At 62.1% G+C, this 23,562-nt stretch carries 25 protein-coding genes; 12 read left to right on the top strand and 13 right to left on the bottom strand.

All coding sequences use genetic code 11. The features are described 5' to 3' along the window. Window positions 1-3: 3 nt before the first annotated feature. The gene (locus AC1DZU_RS20510; protein WP_477287754.1) at window positions 4-909 is read right to left on the bottom strand and encodes a hypothetical protein; all 906 of its coding nucleotides are present in this window, start codon (window positions 907-909) and stop codon (window positions 4-6) included. Between the two features lie 166 nt (window positions 910-1,075). On the opposite strand from AC1DZU_RS20510, the gene AC1DZU_RS20505 reads away from it, so the two are divergent. From AC1DZU_RS20505 to AC1DZU_RS20495, 3 genes are all read left to right on the top strand, one after another. Then, window positions 1,076-1,948, top strand: coding sequence for an undecaprenyl-diphosphate phosphatase (locus AC1DZU_RS20505; protein ID WP_477287752.1), 873 nt, complete (start codon window positions 1,076-1,078; stop codon window positions 1,946-1,948). 74 nt (window positions 1,949-2,022) lie between these two features. Further along, the gene (locus tag AC1DZU_RS20500; protein ID WP_477287750.1) at window positions 2,023-2,811 is read left to right on the top strand and encodes a phosphodiester glycosidase family protein; all 789 of its coding nucleotides are present in this window, start codon (window positions 2,023-2,025) and stop codon (window positions 2,809-2,811) included. A gap of 180 nt (window positions 2,812-2,991) precedes the next feature. Beyond that, the gene (locus AC1DZU_RS20495; RefSeq protein ID WP_477287748.1) at window positions 2,992-4,104 is read left to right on the top strand and encodes a glycoside hydrolase family 25 protein; all 1,113 of its coding nucleotides are present in this window, start codon (window positions 2,992-2,994) and stop codon (window positions 4,102-4,104) included. 9 nt (window positions 4,105-4,113) lie between these two features. Here AC1DZU_RS20495 and AC1DZU_RS20490 read toward each other — a convergent pair whose 3' ends face one another. After that, window positions 4,114-5,025: a LysR substrate-binding domain-containing protein gene (locus AC1DZU_RS20490; RefSeq protein ID WP_477287746.1), complete on the bottom strand. Its 912-nt coding sequence runs from the start codon at window positions 5,023-5,025 to the stop codon at window positions 4,114-4,116. A 104-nt stretch (window positions 5,026-5,129) separates the two neighbouring features. On the opposite strand from AC1DZU_RS20490, the gene AC1DZU_RS20485 reads away from it, so the two are divergent. From AC1DZU_RS20485 to AC1DZU_RS20465, 5 genes are all read left to right on the top strand, one after another. Next, window positions 5,130-5,291 carry a hypothetical protein gene (locus AC1DZU_RS20485; RefSeq protein ID WP_167392140.1) on the top strand — a complete coding sequence of 54 codons (162 nt, stop codon included), beginning with the start codon at window positions 5,130-5,132 and terminating at the stop codon, window positions 5,289-5,291. Window positions 5,292-5,361: 70 nt separating this feature from the next. After that, window positions 5,362-5,970 carry a class I SAM-dependent DNA methyltransferase gene (locus AC1DZU_RS20480; protein ID WP_477287744.1) on the top strand — a complete coding sequence of 203 codons (609 nt, stop codon included), beginning with the start codon at window positions 5,362-5,364 and terminating at the stop codon, window positions 5,968-5,970. A gap of 146 nt (window positions 5,971-6,116) precedes the next feature. Beyond that, entirely contained in the window at window positions 6,117-7,088 is a 972-nt protein-coding gene (locus AC1DZU_RS20475; protein WP_477287742.1) for a DUF3592 domain-containing protein, read from the top strand. Between the two features lie 43 nt (window positions 7,089-7,131). Continuing rightward, window positions 7,132-7,653, top strand: coding sequence for a hypothetical protein (locus AC1DZU_RS20470; RefSeq protein ID WP_477287740.1), 522 nt, complete (start codon window positions 7,132-7,134; stop codon window positions 7,651-7,653). 4 nt (window positions 7,654-7,657) lie between these two features. Continuing rightward, window positions 7,658-8,272: a hypothetical protein gene (locus tag AC1DZU_RS20465; protein ID WP_477287738.1), complete on the top strand. Its 615-nt coding sequence runs from the start codon at window positions 7,658-7,660 to the stop codon at window positions 8,270-8,272. A gap of 39 nt (window positions 8,273-8,311) precedes the next feature. On the opposite strand, the gene AC1DZU_RS20460 is transcribed toward AC1DZU_RS20465, so the two are convergent. Then, a complete protein-coding gene (locus AC1DZU_RS20460) occupies window positions 8,312-9,280 on the bottom strand; it encodes an MBL fold metallo-hydrolase (RefSeq protein WP_477287736.1) in 969 nt (322 codons plus the stop codon). A gap of 156 nt (window positions 9,281-9,436) precedes the next feature. Between AC1DZU_RS20460 and AC1DZU_RS20455 the strand changes: the two genes are divergently transcribed. Continuing rightward, a complete protein-coding gene (locus AC1DZU_RS20455) occupies window positions 9,437-10,321 on the top strand; it encodes a LysR family transcriptional regulator (protein ID WP_477287734.1) in 885 nt (294 codons plus the stop codon). Between the two features lie 192 nt (window positions 10,322-10,513). On the opposite strand, the gene AC1DZU_RS20450 is transcribed toward AC1DZU_RS20455, so the two are convergent. From AC1DZU_RS20450 to AC1DZU_RS20425, 6 genes are all read right to left on the bottom strand, one after another. Continuing rightward, a complete protein-coding gene (locus AC1DZU_RS20450; protein WP_477287733.1) occupies window positions 10,514-14,296 on the bottom strand; it encodes a vitamin B12-dependent ribonucleotide reductase in 3,783 nt (1,260 codons plus the stop codon). Between the two features lie 599 nt (window positions 14,297-14,895). Then, window positions 14,896-15,207: a PilZ domain-containing protein gene (locus AC1DZU_RS20445; RefSeq protein ID WP_477287731.1), complete on the bottom strand. Its 312-nt coding sequence runs from the start codon at window positions 15,205-15,207 to the stop codon at window positions 14,896-14,898. Between the two features lie 127 nt (window positions 15,208-15,334). Continuing rightward, on the bottom strand, window positions 15,335-15,823 hold the full coding sequence (locus AC1DZU_RS20440) for an NUDIX hydrolase (protein ID WP_477287729.1): 489 nt from the start codon (window positions 15,821-15,823) through the stop codon (window positions 15,335-15,337). A gap of 210 nt (window positions 15,824-16,033) precedes the next feature. Further along, window positions 16,034-16,534 (bottom strand): xanthine phosphoribosyltransferase, encoded by a 501-nt coding sequence (gene gpt, locus AC1DZU_RS20435; protein ID WP_006200882.1) that lies wholly within the window; start codon window positions 16,532-16,534, stop codon window positions 16,034-16,036. A gap of 215 nt (window positions 16,535-16,749) precedes the next feature. Beyond that, the gene (locus AC1DZU_RS20430) at window positions 16,750-17,583 is read right to left on the bottom strand and encodes a universal stress protein (RefSeq protein ID WP_477287727.1); all 834 of its coding nucleotides are present in this window, start codon (window positions 17,581-17,583) and stop codon (window positions 16,750-16,752) included. 82 nt (window positions 17,584-17,665) lie between these two features. Beyond that, window positions 17,666-18,409: a competence/damage-inducible protein A gene (locus AC1DZU_RS20425; RefSeq protein WP_477287725.1), complete on the bottom strand. Its 744-nt coding sequence runs from the start codon at window positions 18,407-18,409 to the stop codon at window positions 17,666-17,668. Between the two features lie 184 nt (window positions 18,410-18,593). On the opposite strand from AC1DZU_RS20425, the gene AC1DZU_RS20420 reads away from it, so the two are divergent. Both AC1DZU_RS20420 and AC1DZU_RS20415 read left to right on the top strand, forming a co-directional pair. Further along, on the top strand, window positions 18,594-19,607 hold the full coding sequence (locus AC1DZU_RS20420) for an alpha/beta fold hydrolase (RefSeq protein ID WP_477287723.1): 1,014 nt from the start codon (window positions 18,594-18,596) through the stop codon (window positions 19,605-19,607). A 53-nt stretch (window positions 19,608-19,660) separates the two neighbouring features. Next, a complete protein-coding gene (locus tag AC1DZU_RS20415) occupies window positions 19,661-19,945 on the top strand; it encodes a hypothetical protein (protein WP_477287721.1) in 285 nt (94 codons plus the stop codon). Window positions 19,946-20,104: 159 nt separating this feature from the next. Here AC1DZU_RS20415 and AC1DZU_RS20410 read toward each other — a convergent pair whose 3' ends face one another. From AC1DZU_RS20410 to AC1DZU_RS20395, 4 genes are all read right to left on the bottom strand, one after another. Further along, window positions 20,105-20,344 carry a DUF2188 domain-containing protein gene (locus AC1DZU_RS20410; protein ID WP_095090749.1) on the bottom strand — a complete coding sequence of 80 codons (240 nt, stop codon included), beginning with the start codon at window positions 20,342-20,344 and terminating at the stop codon, window positions 20,105-20,107. Between the two features lie 29 nt (window positions 20,345-20,373). After that, entirely contained in the window at window positions 20,374-20,652 is a 279-nt protein-coding gene (locus AC1DZU_RS20405) for a DUF982 domain-containing protein (protein WP_477228526.1), read from the bottom strand. Window positions 20,653-20,804: 152 nt separating this feature from the next. Further along, a complete protein-coding gene (locus AC1DZU_RS20400; protein WP_095090747.1) occupies window positions 20,805-21,122 on the bottom strand; it encodes an SH3 domain-containing protein in 318 nt (105 codons plus the stop codon). A gap of 131 nt (window positions 21,123-21,253) precedes the next feature. Beyond that, on the bottom strand, window positions 21,254-22,357 hold the full coding sequence (locus tag AC1DZU_RS20395; RefSeq protein ID WP_477287718.1) for an NADH:flavin oxidoreductase/NADH oxidase: 1,104 nt from the start codon (window positions 22,355-22,357) through the stop codon (window positions 21,254-21,256). Window positions 22,358-22,512: 155 nt separating this feature from the next. Between AC1DZU_RS20395 and AC1DZU_RS20390 the strand changes: the two genes are divergently transcribed. Then, on the top strand, window positions 22,513-23,091 hold the full coding sequence (locus AC1DZU_RS20390; protein WP_379097208.1) for an NUDIX domain-containing protein: 579 nt from the start codon (window positions 22,513-22,515) through the stop codon (window positions 23,089-23,091). The last annotated feature ends 471 nt before the right edge of the window (window positions 23,092-23,562 follow it).

Below are 23,562 nucleotides of genomic sequence, written 5' to 3'. Positions count from 1 at the left end.
CCGTCAGTTGGAGCTGGCCGGCAAATAGCTGTAATGGCTACGGAAATAGGCGATTCTGAAGCCCAGGCGTGCATAGTTGCGATAGGCAGGGCCGTCGCGCTCCTCGTGCGGCGCCTCGATGTCGGCGACGAACAGTTTCGCGCCGGCCGCAATCCCGTCGCGCACCAGCGCTTCCCCAAGCACCGCGTCGAGATCGAAGCTCGGCGCCATGATGCCGGGCACCGGCGCGTCGATGCCGCTCCAGGCCGCGCCGTCGGGCCCGATGAACAGCGAGCGCACCGCCACCACCGCGCCGTCCCGCTTGGCCATGTAGTGATGCCAGCCCTTCCGGTCGACCAGAGCCATCAGCCAAGGTGAAGTGGGCAGCCGGTAGCGGCTGTCGATGAAGCCGGCCCATTCGCTTGCCGATGCCTTCGTCACACGTTCGACTAGAACCCCGTCAGCCATGAAGAGCGGCTCTGATGCCAGCGGTTCCGCCCCGCGATAAATCCGTTCCCAGCCGCCCTGGCGCTGCAGGCCGCGCGCCTCGAGCCAGCATCTGAGGCGCGATGGTTCAGTGTGCGGATTGACATAGAACCAGGGCCGCGAAATGCCGGCGGCGCGGTAATGCGCCAGCAGCGCGTCGAGCTGGCTTTCGGTGGCCGGACTGTCGACGCCGAAATTCTTCACGCAGTTGAAATGGATGAACGGGATCGTCGTGCAGGTGGTCCAGGCGAGGCCGCCTTCTTCCGCTATCGAAAGGCCGTGACTTGCGGCGAAATCGGCAGGCGCGGTGGCATAGAGGTCTAGCCAGGCACTCACCTCGGCGTGCTCGATAATACGGCTGCGGTCGTGCGAGACGTCCTCGATCGCGATGCCAGGCGGGTACGGTTCGGGCAGGGGCTGCAATTCTGACAGGGCGGTCTGCATAGCTCTCCTCCGTCATTTGCCTTACAGTGTAAGATTAGCGTATTTTAATATAACCGCATGGCTTGTCAAGCGGCGCCTTACAAATCCGTAAATTGGATTCCGGGGATCGCCAGACTATGGCTCGGCGGGGATCGCCCCTCACGATTGTTCGACAGAAAGGCTCGATATGGCAGACATCTGCACCCAAGGCGTCGACACCGGCTTTGTCGGGCTGGGATTCGCCAAGGTGGCGTTCCTCGGCCTAGTGCAAGGCATCACCGAATTGCTGCCGATCTCCTCGACCGCCCATATGCGCATCGTTCCGGCCGTGCTCGGCTGGCAGGATCCGGGTTCCGCCTTCTCCGCCGCCATGCAGCTTGCGGCATTGGCCGCGGTGGTCAGCTATTTCTGGAGCGATGTCAGGGATATCCTGTTTGGTTCGCTCGAGGCGCTGACGCGGCGCTATTTCGCCGACCGGCATTTCCGGCTGGCGCTGTGGATCGTGCTGGCGACGATCCCGATCGTCATCGCCGGTGTGGCGCTGTCGGGCATGCTCAACGCCTGCAATTCGCCGCTGCGCAGCCTGACGGTGATCGGTTGGGCTTGCATCGCCATGGCGGTCCTTCTGGCGCTGGCCGAGATTTTTGCCAGTCACCGGCGCACCGTCGGCGAGGCATCGCTGACCGACGCGCTGCTCGTCGGCGTCGCCCAGATCGGCGCGCTGATTCCAGGCGTCTCTCGTTCCGGCTCGACCCTGACGGCCGCGCTCGGGCTCGGCTTCAAGCGGGCCGAGGCGGCGCGTTTCTCGTTCCTGCTCGGGCTGCCCGCGATTGCACTGGCCGGCCTCAAGGAGCTTTGGGAACTGCACAAGGTCCATCTCGACGCGCATGGCTGGTCGGTTCTCATCGTCGGACTGGTCGTCGCCTCGGTTTCCGCCTTCTTCGCCATATGGGGCCTGATGCGCGTGCTGGAGCGTTTTTCGGCCTGGCCGTTCGTCATCTATCGCGGCCTGCTTGGCGTCGTCCTGCTGCTATGCGTGGCGATGGGATGGCTTGCCTAGGGCACTTTCACAGTATCGCTTGAAACGGGCTATATCCCTACCGGATCCTCCTGAACTTCGATTCCGGTACACGCATGGATTTTTTGACCCTCCTGCAATCGCTGCCGCTGCTGCTGGCGCTCGCCAAGGGCGCGCTGCCGTCGGTGGCGGCGCTCGGCATCGGATTTGGCCAATGGGTCGCTTCGCTGCCGCCATGTCGTGACGTCGCCTTTGAGGCGACCAGCTACCTCGTCTGCGAGGTCGACCCGAAACGGTATTCGATCGAACTGTTCTGGAAGGATCCGACGGGCAAGCCGTTTCAGTCGCTGCACAATCTCAATGCCTCGGAGCAGGCGGCCGGGCGCACCATGCTGTTTGCCATCAATGCCGGCATGTATCACCCGGACCTCGATCCGGTCGGTCTGTATGTCGAACGCGGCAACGAAATGGCATCGGTGAAGACGGGATCGGGAAGCGGCAATTTTTCCCTGCAGCCGAACGGCATTTTCTACATGAGCAACGGCAAGGCCACGGTCCGCGCCACCAGGGACTTCCTGAAAAAGCGACCGCCGCTCGACTATGCGACGCAATCCGGGCCGATGCTGGTGATCGACGGCAAGCTGCATCCGAAATTCCAGGCCGACAGCACCTCGCGCAAGACGCGCGACGGCGTCGGCGTGCGGAAGGACGGCGTCGCCGTCTTTGCCATTTCGAACGGCACGGTGACCTTCCATGCCTTCGCCCGTCTTTTCCGCGACGCACTCGGCTGCGACAACGCGCTTTTCCTCGACGGCACGATATCGAGCCTGTTCGCGCCGGCCATCGGCCGCAACGACGACTACTGGAATCTCGGGCCGATGATCGGCGTCTTCAGGAAATCCTAGCGGCTTTGCCACCCCGCTTGCCGCCGATCAGCTGCACCAGGAGCCAGATTTCGCGGCCTGGCACGCTCGAAAAAAACTTGATTCAAACTTTATTGGTAATTTCTCGTTCATAACTCGATCTGGTTTGTCCGTCGGCTGTCGTTTTGCCCTCGGTCTGTTGTGTTTTGAGTACAGGTCCAGATGCGGATTCCGGGCGTCATCAGTTTCTTGGTCGCATCGCTATGCCTTGCCGGCTGTACCTCAACGGCCGGCGTCGACGCGCTGGATTTGCAGAAACCGTCGAACGAAACCACCAGTTCCGTGATACGGCCGCCCGCGCCGATCGCCGCGGCTCCGAAGGCGATGGCCAGGAGCGCGCCGAGGGCCGAAAGGGCACCCGAGCCTGACAATGGTCTGCCTGACAATGGTCTGGAAGACGACAATGCTGCCGCCGAAAATACTCGGCCTTTCGGCCTGGCGGAAGAAGAGACAGTGTCATTCCCGGCGCCTGAACTGCCCGACAGCGCCGAGCCGCCGGTCGAGCCGGCTGCGCTCGTGTCGCCGCCGAGGCTGTTGAGCCGCGCGGCACCGCCCATGCTGGCCGGGCCGGTCACCCGATACGGCTTTCGCGACGCCAAGCCGATCAATTTCGGCCGGTCCTCGCCCCGGCATCTTGCCGTGCATGGCGTCGACGTCTCTCGCTGGCAAGGCAACGTCAATTGGGAAAAGCTGCGCGCGCAGGGCGCCAACTTCGCCTACATCAAGGCGACCGATGGCGGCGACCATCTTGATCTGATGTTCATGAGGAACTGGCGCAATGCGGACGCCGCCGGCCTGAAGCGTGGCGCCTATCACTTCTTCTACTGGTGCCGCACCGCGGGCGAGCAGGCCGACTGGTTCATCCGCAACGTGCCCAAGATGGATGGCGCGCTGCCGCCGGTGATCGACGTCGAATGGAACGGCGAATCCAGCTGCAAGCGGCGGCCGTCGCGCGAAAAGGTGCTGGAGAAGATGCAGGTGTTCATGGACAAGCTGGAGCGCCATTACGGCCAGCGGCCCATCATTTACACAGCGCCTGATTTCTACCGCGACAATCTCCGGGGCGAATTCCTCGATTATCCGTTCTGGCTGCGCGCGGTGGCGCGGCATCCGTCGAAGGTCTACCCCGACCGCAAATGGCTGTTCTGGCAGTATTCCGGCTCCGGCCTGTCGCATGGTGTCACCGGCCGCATCGACCTCAACGTCTTCCACGGCGACGAACGGCAATGGCGCGCCTGGGCCGGCGGACGGATTTCCGTCGCCGACGCTGACTGAGGCAGCCTATCAGGCCCGGCGTACTTCGCGCTGGCGTATGTCAGCCGTCTGGGTCAGCACCCAGTCCCGGAACACCTTGATCTTCGGCGTGTTGCGGCGGCTTTCCAGGTGCACCAGCCAATAGCCGTCGCCATCAGATCCCAGCACTTCAAATGGCTGTATCAACTGGCCCTTTGCCAGCAGGGCGCTGTAGATGTTGCGGGTGAGGATCGCGGCGCCCTGATCGGTCAGCGCCGCCATTGCATCGTAAGCCTGCGAACCCAGGTTCGGTCCCGCGATGACGCGATCGGGCTTGAAGGATACGCCGGCTGCTTCGAACCAGATTTTCCACCAGGGATCGTCGGCACAGCACAACGCCACCTTGTAGAGGTCCTCGGGGTGGCGAATGCCGCCCACGCTCTCGGCCAGTTTCGGGCTGAGCATTGGCGTATAGTCCGCCTTGAACAGATAGTGGGCTGTCAGGCCGGGCCATTTTCCGGTGCCGGTTCTGATCCCGATATCCATGTCCTCGCGTGTGAAATCGACCAACCGGGACGATGTATTCACCTTCACGGCGAGATCGGGATGCATCAGCTGGAATGTTCCAAGCCACACGGCCAGCCAGTTCGATGCGAATGTTTCCGAGGTTGTGACGGACAGCACGCCAGTCGCTCCACCCTTTGTGGCGACCCACGCGTCGGCCAGGGCCGAGAATGCGCCCGTTGCGTGCGGCGCCAATTGCTGTCCAGCTTCGGTCAAGGCGATTTGCCTTGTTTTTCTTATGAAAAGCGGCGTTCCGGCGCGCTCTTCCAGCACCTTGATCTGATAGCTGGCCGCAGACTGTGTCATGCCGAGTTCCTCGGCCGCCTTGGTGAAACTGCCCAGCCGCGCCGCGGCTTCAAAGACGCGAATGGCGCCCAGTGGTGGTAGCTCCCAACTCATGACGCATCAATCCTCCTGATGCATAGTACGCGACGTTCGATTGGAAGCCAAGGCCGCGACCAGGCATACTCCGGTCATCAACTCAAACCCGAAAGGACACGGCAATGACCCTCTACAACACACTTCGTCGTCCGGTGCTCGACCTCTTCACCGCTCCGTTCAGACCCCGCACGCGCGGCCTGCTCGACCAGCGTGCGCTGTCAGATCATTTCCTGCGCGATATCGGCATGCTCGACGGACACGCTTCTGCCGGCAGCACCCGCTGACTTGCGTGCCCCGCCGACTTGCGTGCCCCACTGACTGGCGTGCATTGACTGGTGCAAATGGGAGGAAAAGATGAGCGTATCTGCGGAGGCCTTGGCGAAGAGCCGTCAGACGATCTCCTCCTACGAGGATTATGCGGAACAGTATGATGCAATCGTGCGGCATGTTCCCAACCCAAGAGAGCAGGCAGCGCTAAGGCGCCTCGTGGCGATCGCCGGCACAGGCGGCCAGATTCTGGAAGTCGGGTCGGGAGCGGGATACGACGCCGACTTTCTGGAGACCTTGGGCGCTAGGGTTCGGCGCACCGACGCGGCAAGGCGGTTTCTTGAGCTGCAGGCCGCGCGCGGCAAGCACGGTGAACTGCTCGATCTCATCACCGATGATCTCGGCGGCCCCTACGACGCGGTTTTGGCCCTGTGCGTCCTGATCCATGTGCCTCGCGATCAGACCGACCAGGTCCTAGCCAAGATAGCCGGGTCGCTGCGGCCAGGCGGCGCCTTCCTCGTGTCGATGCGCAAAGGCGATGGCGAGACGGGCGGCGAATATCACACGGTCTATTGGCGCAGGGGCGACTTCGCGGCCCGCATCGAAAACGCCGGGCTGGTCCTTATCAGGGACGATTTCAACATTGGCCGCAACAGCGAGGAATGGAACACCTTCCTGGCTGTGAGGCCTTCATGAACGGATCTTTTTCCTTCTCCCACAAAGGGGAGAAGGAGACGGGCGAGCGTTACGCCCCGTCGCTCATCTCTCGACTTTGCGAATAAGCGAGACATTGCCGCCGCAGTGCTGTCTAGTGCCTGTTCCTGCACTCCGGGGGGATCAGGGTGGAGCTGGAACTCAAATTTCTGCTTGTCGGCTTTGCCTGCGCGGTCTCCGGCATGCTGTCGCTCATCACCTTTGTGAAATGGCGCGAGGTGCAGACCCTCAGCCGCTGGTTGCCGACGCCGGGAAAGATCATCTCGTCACGCGTCGAGGCGCGTGAGGTCAGAAGCTCGGGCGCTGGCTCGGACAGCACCGATACCACGGAGATGCGCAATTTCCCGGCCATCACCTTCGAATACAAAGTCGGCGGCAAGAAATTTCAAAGCTCGCGCTACAGCGTGAAGGAGAATTTGGGGAACTTTGAAGTCCCCGAAGCCCTTGCGCAGTTTCCCCGCGGCGCGGAGGTGACCGTCTTCTACAATCCAGCCGACCCGAGCAAAGCCGTAATCGAGCGCACCATGCCGGATGGTGCCTTCAAGTTCATGGTCCAGCTCTCGGCCGGTTTGGTGATCGGCACGGCGGTTCTGGTGTTTTCCGTCGGCGGCGTGCTCGAGGCGATCCGGCCGCATCTGCCCAAACCGCAAAACCTCGGTGCCGCGGCATTGGTGCTGTTCATGGGCCTGTTCGCCCTGCGCATGGGCTTTGCCCAGAAGTCGCTTGCCGAGCAGGCGGCAAAATGGCCGATCGCCGCCGGCCGCATCGATGCGTCAGGTCTGCAGGCGCTGCGAAGCCATTCAAGCTATCAACGCTGGCGCACCGTTTTCAAATCTCGCATCGTCTACAGCTATGGCGTCGCCGGCCAGCGCTACAGCGCCGACCGCGTCACCTTCGGCGCCACGGTCACGGCTTCGCTGCCCGGCCTCGTCGGCGGCCAGGCGCGTCGCTATGTCGAGGGCAGCAAGGTCGACGTGCACTATGATCCCGCCAACCCCGGCTCGGCCGTGCTCGAATGCCGGGTGCGCGGGCTCTGGCTGCTGTGGGTCTGTTCGGCAGGATTTCTTGGCGGCGCTGTCTTTCTGGTCGGGCTGGTGTGAGGACAGGTTTTTGGCTCTCACAACGCTTTCCCAGAGACATTTGATGATCATCCGCAAACTGGCCTTCGTGTTCCTCGGCCTGCTCGGCCCGCCGCAGACTGCGAGCGCCGGGGAATGCCTGCTGAGCCATGCCACCTATCGGGAACCGCGCTCGGGCGCGGTCATGCAATTTCGGCCGCTCGCCAATGAACCGGCTGCGCTGACGGCCGAGGTGTTTTCGCTGACCGTGCCCCATACCGACACCCACCTGCCGGCAGACATCACCTGGACCAACGGCAAGAATTCGTTTCCGCTCGGCACCATCCGCCACCCCTGCACCGACGACGACCGCGAAGCGGGCCTGCAGGACGGCAGTGGCCTGTGCAGGATATGGGATGGGCAGGTCTATGCGTTGACCGGCGGCGGCGCCGAGCAGTTGAACTCGCGCGAAGCGACACCGGCGCCGAAGGGGCTGTTGCTGCCTGATTTCGGTGCCGCTTTCACCGAAGGAGCCGATTTCGCCAACGCCAATCCCAATGGCTCTGCATGGGACGCCTTTACTTTGACAGGATGCAGCGATGAATAGCGCCATGAGATCGATCACCCGGGCCTGCGCCCTGTTTGCATGCGTGACGGTATCGGCCGTGGCACGTGCGGACGAACCGGCTCCGTCGCGCCCGCCGATCGACAAATGCGTCTGGGAAAAACTGACGGATAAAACTGTCGGGCTTGCCGCATGGGTGCAGCGTTGCGATTTCGGCTTCCGCCAGATCCATTTCGAGTTCGTCGGCAACGCGCTTGCCATCAAATACAGCGATGGTGGCGACGCCGACCCGCTTGTCGAGTTGTATGACATCAGGCCCGGCGAAACCGCCGAGGCCGCCTTGCAGCGGCTGTTCCTGGAAAAGACCGACAAGGCTGTCAGCGCCCGCTGCGTGCTGATGCCTTACACCGAGGGCACCATGCCCGCCGGCGTCAAGCGCTACACATTCAGCCCCGACGCCGCTTACGCGAAAGAGTTGAAAGCGAAGGCCGACCCCAACGAGGTACCCGACCCGCCCTGCGGCGACTGGGGCGAAATGCCTGACGGCATCCAGTATTTCGAGGTGCCAGCGGGTGAAACGCAAAAGCTGCTGTTCGTCCGCATCGGCCAGGATCAGCCGTTGTTCGATGAGCAGACGCTGCAGGTGTTGCCGAAGGGGTAGCGCCGGGGCCTCACGGACAGCTCTCTCTGAGGCTGGAGGTCAGAGAACTGTCTTCAAGGGTTCGGGAATGTAGTGGAAGCCTTCGCCGTGCTTCACGACATGGCCAAGGCCAGGCCAGGGAAAATGGTATCCCATCATCCGCGTACGGTCAGATGTCAGCATGTCGAGCATTCGAATGCGCGTTGCCGCTGCCTGCTTGGCGTCCGTATCAAAGACGAATGTCCCGCGAGGATCTTCCAGCAGCAGAACAGAGTGATGCGCGAGATCGGCGGCGTAGCAGAAGGTTTCGGAGCCGGAGGTAATCATGAACATGGAATGTCCTACAGTGTGCCCCGGCGCCGCAAGTGCCTGGACGCCAGGCAGAAATTCCGGGCCATCCTTGTAAAAGACGATCCGGTCGCGCAAAGGCAATAGGTTTCGGCGGGCAGTTTCGATAAGCGGCTTGAGTTGAGAGCCGAGCTTCACTTCGTCGGTCCAGAAGTCCAGGTCGGCTGAACTGATATAAATTTGGGCGTTTGGAAAGACCGCCTGCCCATTGATGTCGACGAGACCACCGCAATGGTCGGGGTGAGCGTGGCTGATCACCACGGCATCGATATCGCTGGGCGCGATGCCAGCTTTCACCAACGTTGAGGCTAACTTGCCGGGAAGTGGCCCAAAGCTTTTAGAAGTTCCGACCCCGGTATCAAAGACGATGAGTTTGTCGCCGGTGTTGAGAACGAGGACGTTCTGCTCGAGGACGATGTCATCGGTTGGCAAGAAATTACTCTGCAGGAGCTTGGTGATCTCCCCCGGCGGAAACCCGTTGAAGCTGGCTGCGGGTTTGCCCATCGGCAGAGGTCCATCTGAGACGACCGTCGCCTCGATCGCGCCAATCATCAAACGATGGAAGGCCGGTGCTTGGGTGCCGAGAAGAGGCGCCCGTGCAGCAGCGCGGTTCGTGAGCAACGCACTGCCGATTCCGGCCGCACCCAGCCTCAAAAGTGATCGTCTATCCAATGTCGACATCGCAGGTCTCCGATTTCGTTGTTTCTGTTTGAATGTGACCGGCCTGATATCGGTTGGAACGTTTTTGCCCGGCGCGGATCCGCCTGAATATTGATCCGATAACGTTTAGGAGATAAATAGCAGAATGCGCCACTCACTCGTAACCAATGGTTTGTAATGGATCGCTTATCCAGCATGGCTGTTTTCGTAAGGGCCGTCGAAGCCGGCTCGTTCGCCGCGGCAGCTGACGCACTCGACCTATCTGCCCCTATGGTCGGAAAACATGTCAAAATGCTCGAGGACCATCTTGGCGTCCGTCTCATTAACCGTACGACGCGCCGTCAGAGTCTCACCGAAACCGGGCAGTGCTTCTACGAGCGTTGCAAGACAGTGTTGATGGAGGTCGAAGCGGCAGAGGCATGCGCGGCAGAAAGCCGTGCGATGCCGCGCGGCCGGCTGCGTGTGAATGCACCCGTGACTTTCGGCGCTCATTGTCTCGCGCCAATCCTGCCTGAGTATCTGCGGGCCTATCCCGAGGTGTCGGTCGATCTCAGCTTGAACGATCGCATCGTGGACCTTGTCGAGGAGGGCTACGATGCGGTCATCAGGGTCGGGGTCTTGTCGGACTCGACTTTGATCGCGCGTCCTCTGGCGCCTTATCGCTTGGTCGCTTGCGCCGCGCCGAGCTATCTGACTGAACGCGGCACGCCATCGTCACCCATGGATCTTGGTGATCACGAATGCCTTGGATTCGTTCATTGGGCGCGGCGCGGTTCTTGGGAATTCAAAGATGCAAATGGTGCCACGAAAACGGCAGCGATTGCTGCCCGACTGACCACAAACAGCGGTCAAGCCCTCCGCGCTGCGGCACTTGCGGGCTTTGGGATTATCCTGCAGCCATACGCGCTGGTGGCTGCGGATCTCGAAGCCGGACGGCTGGTCCAACTGCTGTGCGACTACGACCCGCCGTCGCGGCCCATGCACATTCTATTTGCGCCCGACGAGCGGCCTGGCCCAAAGCTCCGCAGCTTTGTCGATTTTATGGTGCAGCGCTTCGGATGAAATGATGGTGGCATCAACCAGCCGCCGCGGCGGCTGAAATCCAAACGGGCGGGCCCTTCAGCACGTCAACCCGATCTCACCCTTCTGCGACCCGCCGATCATATTCGTCCCGCTTGATCGCGACCCTCAAAACATTTCGGCCCGATCTTGCGACCGGGCCGATGATGTTGCGTTTTAGCGTATCAATTTTCCTCAGCTGCACCCGCTCGTCGCGCCACAGGTGTCGCACTTCTCACAAGTCCCGTTCCGCACCATCGTAAAGTTCTGGCACTCTGAGCAGGAATTGCCGGTGTAGCCCTGCAGCAGCGATTTGGCGCGGCGGTCGTTGGCGAGTTTCTTTGCCTCGGCCGCTTCATTGGCCGCTGCGTCGGTGAACAGTGCTGCCGTGGCGTCCGAAGCAACACCCGCCGCTTCCTCGAAAGCGATGTCCTCGGCCAATTCCTTCGCCCGCTCCTCATAGTCGCGCTTGTAGGCGACCGCTTCGTCGCTCGCCGGTTTCAGCGCCAGCACGTTGGAGCCGGAGAAGGCGGTCGGCGCCGAGCGGGCAGGGGCGCCCGAGGGAGCCGCAAAGCCCTTCGGATCGTTGCCGCTCACCCGCGACACCAGCTTCACCGGAGAGGCGCCACGGGTCAGGCCCTTGGAGACCGCGTCAGTCTTGCCTTCGCTGATGCCTCGGCCAAGCGCGGTGTTGGAAAAGTCCGACTGGTCGACATGGGCGAGGTCGTTGCGGCCGAGATAGGAGATCGCGAGTTCCCGGAACACGTAGTCGAGGATCGACGTCGCGCTCTTGATGGCGTCGTTGCCTTGCACCATGCCGGCAGGTTCGAACTTGGTGAAGGTGAAGGCGTGCACATATTCGTCGAGCGGCACGCCGTACTGCAGGCCGAGCGAGATGGCGATGGCGAAGTTGTTGAGAAGGCCACGCAGGGTCGCGCCTTCCTTGTTCATGTCGATGAAGATCTCGCCGAGGCGGCCATCGTCATATTCGCCGGTGCGCAGGAAGATGGTGTTGCCACCGATCTTGGCCTTTTGCGTGTAGCCCTTGCGGCGGCCGGGCAGCTTTTCCTGCTCGCGCGACACGCGCTCGATGATGCGCTCGACGATCCGCTCGGTGATTTGCGCGGCGCGCGCCGCCGCCGGTGCGGCGATCAGCTGCTCGATCGCCTCGTCCTCGTCGTCCTCGCCATCGGCGAGCAGTGAGGAGTTGAGCGGCTGCGACAGCTTCGAGCCGTCGCGGTAGAGCGCGTTGGCCTTCAGCGCCAGCTTCCACGACAGCATGTAGGCGCCCTTGGCGTCTTCCACCGTCGCATCGTTCGGCATGTTGATGGTCTTGGAGATGGCGCCGGAGATGAAGGGCTGTGCCGCCGCCATCATCTGGATGTGGCTGTTGATCGACAGCGACCGCTTGCCGATCTTGCCGCACGGGCTGGCGCAGTCGAACACCGCCAGGTGTTCGGCCTTGAGGAAAGGCGCGCCTTCCAGCGTCATCGCACCGCAGACATGGATGTTGGCGGCCTCGATGTCCTTCCTGGAGAAGCCCAGCGCCGGCAGCATCTCGAACGAGAAGTCGTTGAGCTGCTCGTCGGTGAAGCCAAACGTCTCCTTCACCCAGTCGGCGCCGAGCGTCCACTGGTTGAAGACGAACTTGATGTCGAAGGCCGACTTCAAGGCTGCGTTGAGTGCCGCGATCTTGTCGTCGGTGAACCCCTTCGCCTTGAGCGCGCCGGGATTGATCGCGGGCGCCTGGTTGAGGTTGCCGTGGCCGACCGCATAGGCCTCCATCTCGCCGATCTGGGCTTCCGAATAGCCGAGCGTGCGCAGCGCTTCCGGCACCGCGCGGTTGATGATCTTGAAATAGCCGCCGCCGGCCAGCTTCTTGAACTTCACCAGCGCGAAGTCGGGCTCGATGCCGGTGGTGTCGCAATCCATGACCAGGCCGATCGTGCCGGTCGGCGCGATCACGGTTGCCTGCGCATTGCGATAGCCATGCTCCTCGCCGAGCTCGATGGCGCGGTCCCAGGCGGCCTTGGCGTGCACCGCTAGGTCCTGCTGCTTCAGGTCGGAGGCGACCAGCGGCACCGGGTTGACGGCGAGCTTCTCATAGCCCTGCTTCTCGCCATAGGCGGCACGGCGATGGTTGCGCATGACGCGCAGCATGTTCTGCGCGTTGCGGTCGTAATCGGCGAAGGCGCCGAGTTCGGCGGCCATCTCGGCCGAGGTGGCATAGGCCGTGCCGGTCATGATCGCGGTGAGTGCGGCGCAGATGGCGCGGCCCTCGTCGGAGTCGTAGGGGATGCCCGACGTCATCAGCAGGCCGCCGATGTTGGCGTAGCCGAGGCCGAGCGTGCGGTATTCATAGGACTGCTTGGCGATCTCCTTCGACGGGAACTGCGCCATCATGACCGAGATTTCGAGAACGATGGTCCACAGCCGCACCGTGTGCTCGTAGGCGGCGATGTCGATCGTGCCGTCGGCATTGCGGTAGGGCAGGAGGTTGATCGAGGCCAGGTTGCAGGCCGTGTCGTCGAGGAACATGTATTCCGAGCACGGATTGGACGCCCGGATCGCACCGGCGGAGGCGCAGGTGTGCCAGTCGTTCATCGTCGTGTTGAAATGCAGGCCCGGATCAGCCGACGCCCAGGCGGCGTAGCCGATCTTTTCCCACAGGTCCCGCGCCTTCAGCGTCTTCAAGACCTTGCCGTCCTTGCGGGCGGTCAGGTGCCAATCGGCATCGTCCTCGACGGCGCGCAGGAAATTGTCCTTCAGCGACACCGAATTGTTGGAGTTCTGGCCAGAAACGGTGAGGTAGGCATCCGAATCCCAGTCGGTGTCGTAGGTCTTGAACGACATCGACGTGTAGCCCTGCTTGGCGAACTGGATGACGCGATAGATGTAGTTCTCCGGCACAGCGGACTTCTTGGCCGCCTTGATCTCGCGCTTCAGCGCGGTGTTGATCGACGGGTCGAAGCAATCGTCGTCATGGCCTTCGCAGTTGACGCAGGCCTTCATGATCGCTTCGAGATGCTTCTTGACGATCTTGGAGCCGGTGACCAGCGATGCGACCTTCTGCTCTTCATTGACCTTCCAGTCGATGAATTCCTCGATATCGGGGTGATCGGCGTCGACAATGACCATCTTGGCGGCGCGGCGCGTCGTGCCGCCCGACTTGATGGCGCCCGCCGCGCGGTCGCCGATCTTGAGGAAGCTCATTAGGCCGGACGAACGGCCGCCGCCGGACAGTTTTTCGCCTTCGCCGCGCAGCAGCGAGAAATTGGAGCCGGTGCCGGAGCCGTATTTGAACAGGCGCGCTTCACGCACCCAAAGGTCCATGATGCCGCCCTCGTTGACGAGGTCGTCCTGCACGCCCTGGATGAAGCAGGCATGCGGCTGCGGATGTTCATAGGAGGATTTCGACTTGGTCAGCTTGCCGGTGAACGGGTCGACATAGAAGTGGCCCTGGCTCGGGCCGTCGATGCCATAGGCCCAGTGCAGGCCGGTATTGAACCATTGCGGCGAATTCGGCGCCACGCGCTGGGTGGCCAGCATGTAGGCAAGCTCGTCGCGGAAGGCGCGCGCGTCTTCCTCCGACGCCTTGAAGTAGCCGCCCTTCCAGCCCCAGTAGGTCCAGGTGCCGGCCAGCCGGTCGAAGACCTGGCGCGCGTCGATCTCGGAACCGTAGCGTTCGGCTTCCGGCAGCTTGGCAAGCTCGGCCTCATCGGCGACGGAGCGCCACAGGAAGGAGGGGACGTCGTTCTCTTCGATCTTCTTCAGTCGCGCGGGGACACCGGCCTTGCGGAAATACTTCTGCGCCAGGATGTCGGCGGCGACTTGGGAGAACTGCGCCGGCACATCGATATTGTCGAGACGGAACACCACCGAGCCATCCGGATTCTTGATCTCCGAAAGCGCCTTGCGGAATTCGATCTCCGCGTAAGCCGATTGCCCTTGCTTGGTGAAACGACGCTCGATGCGCATTGGTCCGATCCCTTTTGTCTATATATAGCGCTTTCGTCAGGGGATTTCTGCCCCCAATGCGAAACACGCATGTCCGCCGCCTGCCGGCGTTCGAAAACGGCCGGCTCTCCATTTCGCAGTCTCCGCCGGCCCTGCTGGTCAAACTCCTTGCGAAGTGCCTGTCCAACGCGCTGACGAACCCCGCGGGTCCCTCAAAACTGATTTTTTTCCGATTCCCTCACTTGAGGGAAATTCACACTATCTAGCGTCGAACTTGCCTGCAAACACTAAATATAGTGTTAACAGACAATTTATTCCAGTCCGACAATTCTCCCTATTGTCCCCAACCGCCCCACAACCCCAACGCTTCCGCCGGCCTCGTAGACGGGCGGAAATGCGGGCAAAAACGCACATAATCCGGGAAAAAGACCGGGCTCAGAACTTTCCGGTCGCACTCTCAACAGGAGCGCATGGCCTATAAAAGGCGACTCGTTTTGCGCCGTCAAGGATTCGTTTGCGTAGCTTTTGTGACCCCAACATCTTGTGTGTCACATATGTGGATAACGGGGATAGAATTGCAGCGCGGCGATCGCTTCGCCCAACCGCTGCGTCCCGAGGGATCAGCCGTAATGCAGTTTCGGCTTTGGCTCGGTGCCGGTGAACTGCACCCCGATGCGGTCATTGCGGCGCCAGCGAACCTCGCATCGATAGGCGATGCCGTCGAGCGGCACGTAGAGAAGAAAGCGATCGGGAACCCGAGCCTCGAGCGGTATCTTCAGTTCGGCGCCGCTGTCGTGCTGATTGCGCAACGTGCAGCCGACCTCCGAATTCTGAATCCCGGTGATGATCGTTCCGCCCTTGAGCACGCGCGGACGATGCTCGCGCTTGGGCTCGCCGGAATCCTCCGGCAGTGGGTCTACAGGGTTCACCATCGATAACACGCCAGACCGAGCGATTCCTATCCGTGAATGATTAGCAAACCATTCACGGTCCTGCATCGAAAACCGTGCAGGCGTACTTGGTGTGGAATAGACTCCTGGAACCGGAGATCGCGGCCGATCAGGGAAATCGATGCGGATCGGCGCAGAAATAGGCGATGATCTGGCAAAGGTCGGGTTCGTTGACCATGCGCACCGCTTCCTTGGAACTGACCCATTTGCGGGTGCGCGAATTCTTTTCCTTCCAACGATCGGCGATCTTGTCGACGTGCAATGGAAACACCAGGACTTCGCACGGCACTTCCTCGCCGGAAGCCAACACCTTGGCGTAGAAATAACGACCGGCCTCAAGGTGCGACACCGTTCCGCGCAGCCCGGCCTCCTCGCCGGCCTCGCGCGCGGCAGCCTCGCAGAGCGGTTCCCTGGCTTCCGGCCAGCCCTTGGGCAACACCCAGCGGCCGGTATCACGGCTGGTGATCAGCATGACCTCGACGCCATTGTCGGTATCCCGCCAGGGCAGGGCGGCAACCTGCAGGCGGCMCGGCGCCGTGCCGAAGAGTCGCCGGACCCGTTCGGCCAGATGGTTGTGTGTCGTTGGCCTTGTCAACATCGGAGAAGCTAGCCCCAGCCTCCAGAATCGTTTGCCGCCTCACGAATCTTACGGCCAATTGTCAGCAATAAAAGTAAAAACTTTGGATGCACTGGCCAATTTCCGCCAACAAAGGTCGATTTCACAGGAAATCGTACCCCGTGGGCCCATTCCGAAAGCAAATGGTACCCAGTAGCGGCTAAAAATTTAATAAAAACGTTCTGTCGCGAATCAGCCGGCGTGATCGTCGGCGATCGGCTTCTGATAGGTGAAGCCCATGTCCCACGGGAAATAGATCCAGGTGTCCTGGCTGACTTCGGTGACGAACGTGTCGACCAACGGCCGGCCTTTCGGCTTGGCGTAGACGGTGGCGAAATGCGCCTTCGGCATCATCGCGCGCACAATGCCCGCCGTCTTGCCGGTGTCGGTCAGGTCGTCGATGATCAGCACGCCGGCCCCGTCATCGGCCAGCAGGGCAGGGGTGATCTCCTTGAGAACCTGCAGCTGCCCCTGGCTGGTGTAGTCGTGATAGGAGGCTACGCAGACCGTCTCGATGACGCGGATGCCGAGTTCGCGCGAGATGATGGCAGCCGGAACCAGCCCGCCGCGCGTGATGCAGACGATCGCTTTCCATTGCCCCTTGTTGGCACCCGCAAGCCGCCAGGCGAGCGCCCGGGCGTCACGATGGAACTGGTCCCAGGAGACAGGAAAGGCTTTTTCAGGAAGGGACATGTCGCGCACTCCGCAGCACGCGGGGATCGCGCGCAAGAAAACAGGGGAATGCGCGCGGAATTAACTGGAAAGCCTTGGCCTTGGCAAGGGCAGGGGCCAGCGATCGCTGTGGACTTAAAGCGCGTCGCGTTGAACGGATTCAAGCTACGCGCTTCAAGTTTTTGTTTTCTGCATGTCGTTCTCCCAAAACCAGGGTCACTTTTGGGCGACATGCACTAGCGTGACAGGAAGGCCGCCACCGGCGTCGTGCGCAGCACAGTACGCGTCACGCCGCCGAACAGAAGCTGGCGTAGCCACGAGTGGCTGTAGGCGCCGAGCACCAGCAGATCGGCGCCGGTTTCCGCGATTCTGGTCTGGATGATGTCGTCGATCGAATTGCCGCCCGATCTCTGCACCGAGACGCTGACGGTGGCGCCATGGCGCGACAGCGCGGACGCGATTTCGGCGCCGGCGGCTTCCGGGCTCTCGTCGAGCGAGTCGGGTGGGTCGATGACCAATATGTCGGTTTTCTCGGCTTCGATGATGAACGGCAGCGCGTCGAAGGCGGCGCGGGCGGCTTCCTTGCTGCCGTTCCAGGCGAGCAGCACATGCTTGAAGGTGGTGACCAGCGGGCCGGCGTGCGGCACCACCAGCACCGGCCGCCCGGCGTCATAGACCAGCGTATCGACATCCGCGCTCGGGTCGCCGCCCGTCTCGCGCTGCGCGGCGATGATCAGATCGGCGGCGCGCACGCTGGAAATGCCGGTCAGCGCGCTGTCGCCCGAAAAGCTCTCCAGGCTTCGCCACTCGAAGGAAAGTCCGGAGTTCTCGATATGCCTGAGAAAAATGGCCTGCAGTTTCTCGGCCCGCTCCCGGTTCATGTCGGCCGAAACCTGCAGGAATTCGGTGTCCGGAAAGCCGGTGGCCGAGGTGTAGGGCACCGGAAGCGTTTCGGCGTGGATACCGGTCAGATGGCTCTGGAACCGGTTGGCGAGCGGAACGGCGCAGTCCAGCACGCGCTCGGCGTCCTGTTCGTTTTGCAGAATGGCGACGATGGTCTTGAATCGCATGGTAATCCCCTCAGTTTACAAGCGATTGAACTCGCGCGAAGGAAACGTCGCAGCGTCGTGCTTGGTTCCGGTCTGGACCAGATCAGCCGGGATTGCTGGCGAACCCGGCCACCATTGCCTCGACATCGGCACGCGCTGCGTCAAGCGCTTCCTGGCTGCGGGCGCGCACGACCAGTTCGGTCCAGAATTTGCCATCGCCATATTTCGGATAGGAGCCGATGATCGTGTCCGGATGCGCTTTCTGGATGTCACCCAGCGGTCCGCCGATAAGGCCCTCGCCGAAGGGACAGTGCACGCTTGCCGACAGCATCCGGGTGCCGGCCTTCAGCGTCGGCACGACATTGTCGAGCATCGCCTGGAAGATCGACGGGACACCCGCCATGACATGGACGTTGCCGATGCGGAAGCCGGGCGCAACGGACACCGGGTTGTCGATGAGATCGGCGCCGCGCGGCATCCGCGCCATGCGTTTGCGGGCCTCGGTGTATTCGATGCCGCGCGCGGCATAGCTTGCCTCGAGCATGGCATAGGCCTTGGCATCGTATTCGCAAGGCACGCCGAAGGCCTTGGAAATCGAATCGGCCGTGATGTCGTCATGCGTCGGGCCAATGCCGCCGGTGGTGAATACGTAGGTGTAGCGTGCGCGCACCGCATTCACCGCCGCGACGATCTCGCCTTCCTCGTCCGGAACGATGCGCACTTCCTTCAGGTCGATGCCGATCGCCGTCATGATATCGGCGAGATGGCCGATGTTCTTGTCCTTGGTGCGGCCGGACAGGATCTCGTCACCGATGACGAGCATGGCGGCGGTTACGATTTCGGGCATGGAAGGCTCCGGCAAGACGAGTCGCCTCAGATAGCGCGGCGCGGCAGCAGCCGCAATGCCGGCTGGGCGGCGAACAATCTGTGCCGATATGCGAGATATCCATCGAACCAGGCCCGGTTTCGATGCAAGGTTGCAGCGGCACCGGATGCGGCTAAGCTCAAGCCGGTTCTGGTGCGGGTGAACAATGCTCCTGTCGTTTCTGTCATGGCTGCTGGCCGGACTTTTGTTGCTGACGGTCCTGGGGATCGCCAGTCTGGTGCTGGCGACGCTGTGGATCGCGGCCAAGGCCGAAAGGCTGGTGCCGCCGGTCGGAAAATTCATCGAGGTAGATGGCAACCGCATCCACTATGTCGACCAGGGCGAGGGGCTGCCGATCGTCTTCCTGCACGGGCTTGGCGCCCAACTCCACCATTTCCGGCGCACGCTGTTCGGGCGGCTAGGTGCGGGCTACCGGTTGATCGCGCTCGATCGACCGGGGGCGGGCTATTCGGTGCGTGCGAGCGGCGCAACGGGGCGGCTGCCCGAACAGGCCGAGATCGTGCGACGCTTCATTGAAGCTCTCAGGCTGGAAAAGCCGCTGGTGGTCGGTCATTCCCTGGGTGGTGCCATCGCGCTGACCCTGGCGGTGGAACATCCCGAGGCGATTTCCGGCATCGCTCTTCTGGCGCCATTGACCCATATGGAAGCCGGCGGGCGCGAAAAGTTCGGCTCACTCTATATCCCGTCACGCCTGTGGCGCTGGATCATGAGCTACACGGTGGCGATACCGACAAGTCTCCGATATGCGCGGCCGACAATGGAGTTCATCTTCGCGCCGCAAGTTCTGCCCGGCGATTACATGGTCGGAGGCGGCGGCTGGCTCGGGCTCAGGCCGGCCCATTTCTATGCCATGTCCTCCGATGTCGTGGCGATCGAGCGCGACCTTGGCCGCATCGAGAAGCGCTATGGCGAGATCGCCATGCCGGCCGGCATTCTGTTCGGCGATGCCGATCGCGTCACCACCTTCCACACCCAGGGCGCGCCGATGAGGTCCAGGATCGAGGGGCTCGATTTCGAATTGGTCGAGGGCATGGGGCACATGCCGCAATTCGTCGCGCCGGAGCGGATCGTCGCCTTCATCGAGCGCGTCGCCAATCGAGCCTTCGCCGGTCGGGCATCACCGCCGGCTCACGACAATTTCACTGAACCATCAGGCTGATTGCCGGTTTTACCCGTGTCGCACCCAAGGCGGCAAAGACACGGAGCAGTTCAATGGTCACGAAACTTCTGGCAGCATCCGTCCTGACGATTGGTCTTGCCACATCGGCTATGGCGCAGTCGTCGGACAGCACCTATTCCAACAATCACGACTGGTGGCCGTTCGGCAATGGAAACCACACAAGCGTCGATACCACCACCACCGGAAGCATCAACGGCGACCGCTCAGGATTGAACACCCTGGGCAATACCGGCCCGATCGGCCCTTGTGCCTACGACACCGCCGGTCCCGATGCGAATGCCCAAGGGAACGTGAACGATCAGTATTGCGGCAAATAGTCGGAGCACGATCCCGAAAAGCGAGTCATCGGTTTTCGGAAAAGATCACGCTCAAAAAGACAAAGCCGTAGGGCAGCCGCCGGCTGCGGGACGTCTTCTCTCCGGACGTCTGCGGTCGGCGCCCTGCCTGTCCGATTACTGAGACCAGGATACAAGAATTTACTCGGAGACTTCTGTCTGCGGGCGGTCCCGGCCGTCGGCCAGTTCGTCGTGCCATTTGCCTTCGGCATCCTCGTACTGGATGCCGTCCGTAGCCCCGGCGACCTGTTGCTCGGCCGAAGCGATTTCGGCGGCGCGCAGCGCGTCCTGATGCGTGGGAAACGTCTCCGAGAAGGTCGCACCGACCTTATAGGCCCAGCCGCCGTCATGCTCGACGATCTTGTAAGTCAGCTTCGCCATCAAAACCTCCAGTTGAAAGGTCCGTCTGCTCAATGCAGCCGGCCGTCGGGCAGTCTGTCGTCGGGCACCAGCACTTCCGATTCCTTGGCGGCTTCAATCAGTGCCCGGCGCGCATCTGCTGTCGAACGATAACCTTCCAGCACTTTGAGGCAAGTGTCGAGGGCATCACGATGGCGCGGGCCGCGATTGAGCGGCCAAACGGTCATCAGGCACTCCGCCGCTTCCTGGGCGCTGCGGATATGACGATATTTGCCGACGTGGCCAAGTTCGACGACGACCGGCACTTCAAAAGGTTTGTTGTCCATCATGGCCGCAACGCAAAGCAGCCAATTTGGTTGCAACCATGTCCTTGAGCCTGCGCCCAAAAGTCGCGTCGCGTTTGCGACACGCTCTAGGTCTTTGTTTGACGCATGTCGTCATTCCAAACCGGATCCAATTTTGGGTGACATGCACGGGCGTCTCAGTAGCCGCAATCGTTGCGCAACCAGCGTGCATTTGCCCAGCCGGTCCTGCCGCCGATCTCGACCTGATACCAGTTGCCGCGGCGGTCGAAGATCTCGGTGTGATCGCCATTGAACAGTTGGCCGATCATCCGCGACGACGAGTTCGGCCGCGTCCGCACGGCGAGAAAGCCGCTGCCCGTCGCCAGATTGTAGCGGCCGGACAGGCCGTGCACCGTGCCCTCGCAATATTGCGCGCTGGCCGGTGTCGACGCGCCGATCCAAAGTCCGGCCACAGCTGTCAGTGCTGCAACAGGCAAGAATGCCCTGAACGACATGATTTCCTCCCAAGCCCGGCCGCGCCCGCCGCAGCCTCACCCAAGGTAACAGTTTGCGGACAGAATTGAAGCCAAGCTGTGGCAAACTGTCCAGAACTGCGGGCCGCGCCGGGATCAGGAGAAGGGATCGATCAGCCCGCCGCCTTCATCCAGTGCTGCATCGTCGTGACCGAACGGGCAAGCTGCGGCGCCGGGTGGATTGTCTCGCTGAACGTGGCCGCCGCACGCCATCCCCAGCGCGGATCGGCCAGGAAGGCGCGCGCCAGCGCCACGATGTCGGCGCGGCCCTCGGCGACGATCGCTTCGGCCTGCTTCGGGTCGTCGATCAGGCCAACCGCGCGTGTCGCAATGCCGGCGCCCTTTCGTACGGCTTCCGCCAGATGCACCTGGTAGCCCGGTCCGGTGGGCAATTTCTGCAACGGCGAATTGCCGCCGCTCGAGCAGCAGAGATAGGCGACGCCGACCTCCTTGAGGGCTTTCGCCACTTCGATCGCATCCTCGATGTCGAAGCCGCCATCGACCCAGTCCTTTACCGACAGCCGCGCGCCGAGCATCAGATTTGGCGTTGCCTTCCGCACTGCCTTGGCGATCTCGACGGCAAAACGCATGCGGTTTTCCAGCGAGCCGCCCCAGCGGTCCGTGCGCTGGTTGGACAGTGGCGACAGGAACTGGAAGATCAGATAGCCGTGTGCTGCATGCAGTTCGAGGAAATCGAAGCCGGCGCGTTCGGCCCGCCTTGCCGCCTCGGCGAAGCTTTCGATGAGCTGCAGGATTTCTTCATCCTCCAGCGCGCGCGGCACGTTCCAGCCGGTGTCGTAGGCGATGGCCGAGGCCGACACCGTCTGCCAGGGATCATCGTTTGGCTGCAGCGGCCCGCCGCCCTCCCACGGCTTGCGGTTGGAGGCCTTGCGGCCGGCATGGGCAAGCTGCGAGCCGAACTTCGTGCCGGGAGCGGCGACGCGTCTGGCTGCATCCAGCGTGCGGCGGGCGGCCGCCTCATTGTCTTCGGAATAAAGGCCGAGGCAGCCATGCGTGATACGCCCGCGCCGTTCGACATCGGTCATCTCGACCATGACCATGCCGGCGCCGGACATGGCAAGGTTCATCCAGTGGTAGAGGTGCCAGTCGCTGGCCGAGCCGTCTTCGGCGGAATACTGGCACATCGGTGCGACGGCGATGCGATTGGGGAAGGTGAGGCCGTCGAGGGTGATTGGCTGAAAAAGCGATGCGGTCATGAGAAAGGGCTCCGGGAGGGGTAAACCGCTATCTAGGTAGTGGATCGAAGGCGCGCCAGACACGAGAAGGTGACACTGCCTCTTTGGACCGATTGCCTGCATTGCGCAAATGCCGGTTCGCGGCTACGCCTCGACCGGGTAGCATGGAGACCACGATGGAAGATCGCATTCGCATCCGTTCGGAGGAAATCCTCTCGGACGATTGGGCTGTCCTGAAGAAGACCGTCCTCGACTACCGCCGGCGTGACGGACAGTGGGAAACGCAGATCCGCCAGACCTATGATCGCGGCGACGGCGCGGTGATCCTGCCTTACGATCCCTCGCGCTCGACCGTGCTTCTGGTGCGCCAGTTCCGCTATCCCGCCTACGTCACCGGCCACCGCGAGCCGCTGATCGAGGCCTGTGCCGGCCTGTTGGACGAAAACGATCCGGAAACCTGCATCCGCAAGGAGGCCGAGGAAGAACTGGGTTACCGACTGCAGAACGTGGAACGGCTGTTTTCACCCTATATGAGCCCGGGCAGCGTCACCGAACGGCTCTGGTTCTTCGTCGCCCGCTATTCGCCTGCCGACCGCATCTCGGCCGGCGGCGGCGCGCCGGACGAGGGCGAAGACATCGAAGTGCTGGAAATGCCGCTCGACGAGGCACTGGCCGGCATTGCCGATGGCCGTATCATCGACGCCAAGACCATTATCCTGATCCAGCATCTGAAGCTGAATCCGATCCCTGCTTGATCGATTTCCGGCGCTTGCATCCTGTCGAAAGGCTGGCTCTCGAATAGATGGCCGAATAGGGACGGTTGGCCGTGGGATATTTAGCGTTCGCGCGCCCGGCGCGCGGAGGCCGGCCCGGGGCCGCGCATATAGTGAAGTTCCGGCCGGTAGCGCGGTGCAACAAATTCGCGGAAGGCTGATGCCAACCGAGTGATCAAGGCCAAACGTCCCATGACCCAATCTCGGTAAGACACTGCGGGCGGCTGTTCGTTTCCGAATTTTGGCTGTGCTATCCACATGACGGCAAAGTCCGTGACGTTGAAGCCGACGCCGATACGGTCTCGCGTGAGGGACCGCTTGAACAAAAGACCGAATCGGACTGGATCGCCGTCAGAAATTCCCATGAGGTCTCTGACGACAAGAGGGCTACCCCCAGGGCCGTGACCAGGAACACTGCGGGAAGGCCGAACAGAAGCTTGCGCGACATCATTG

This window comes from Mesorhizobium sp. P2_A12 (assembly GCF_056405075.1).
This window is presented reverse-complemented; position numbering and strand designations above follow the sequence as displayed.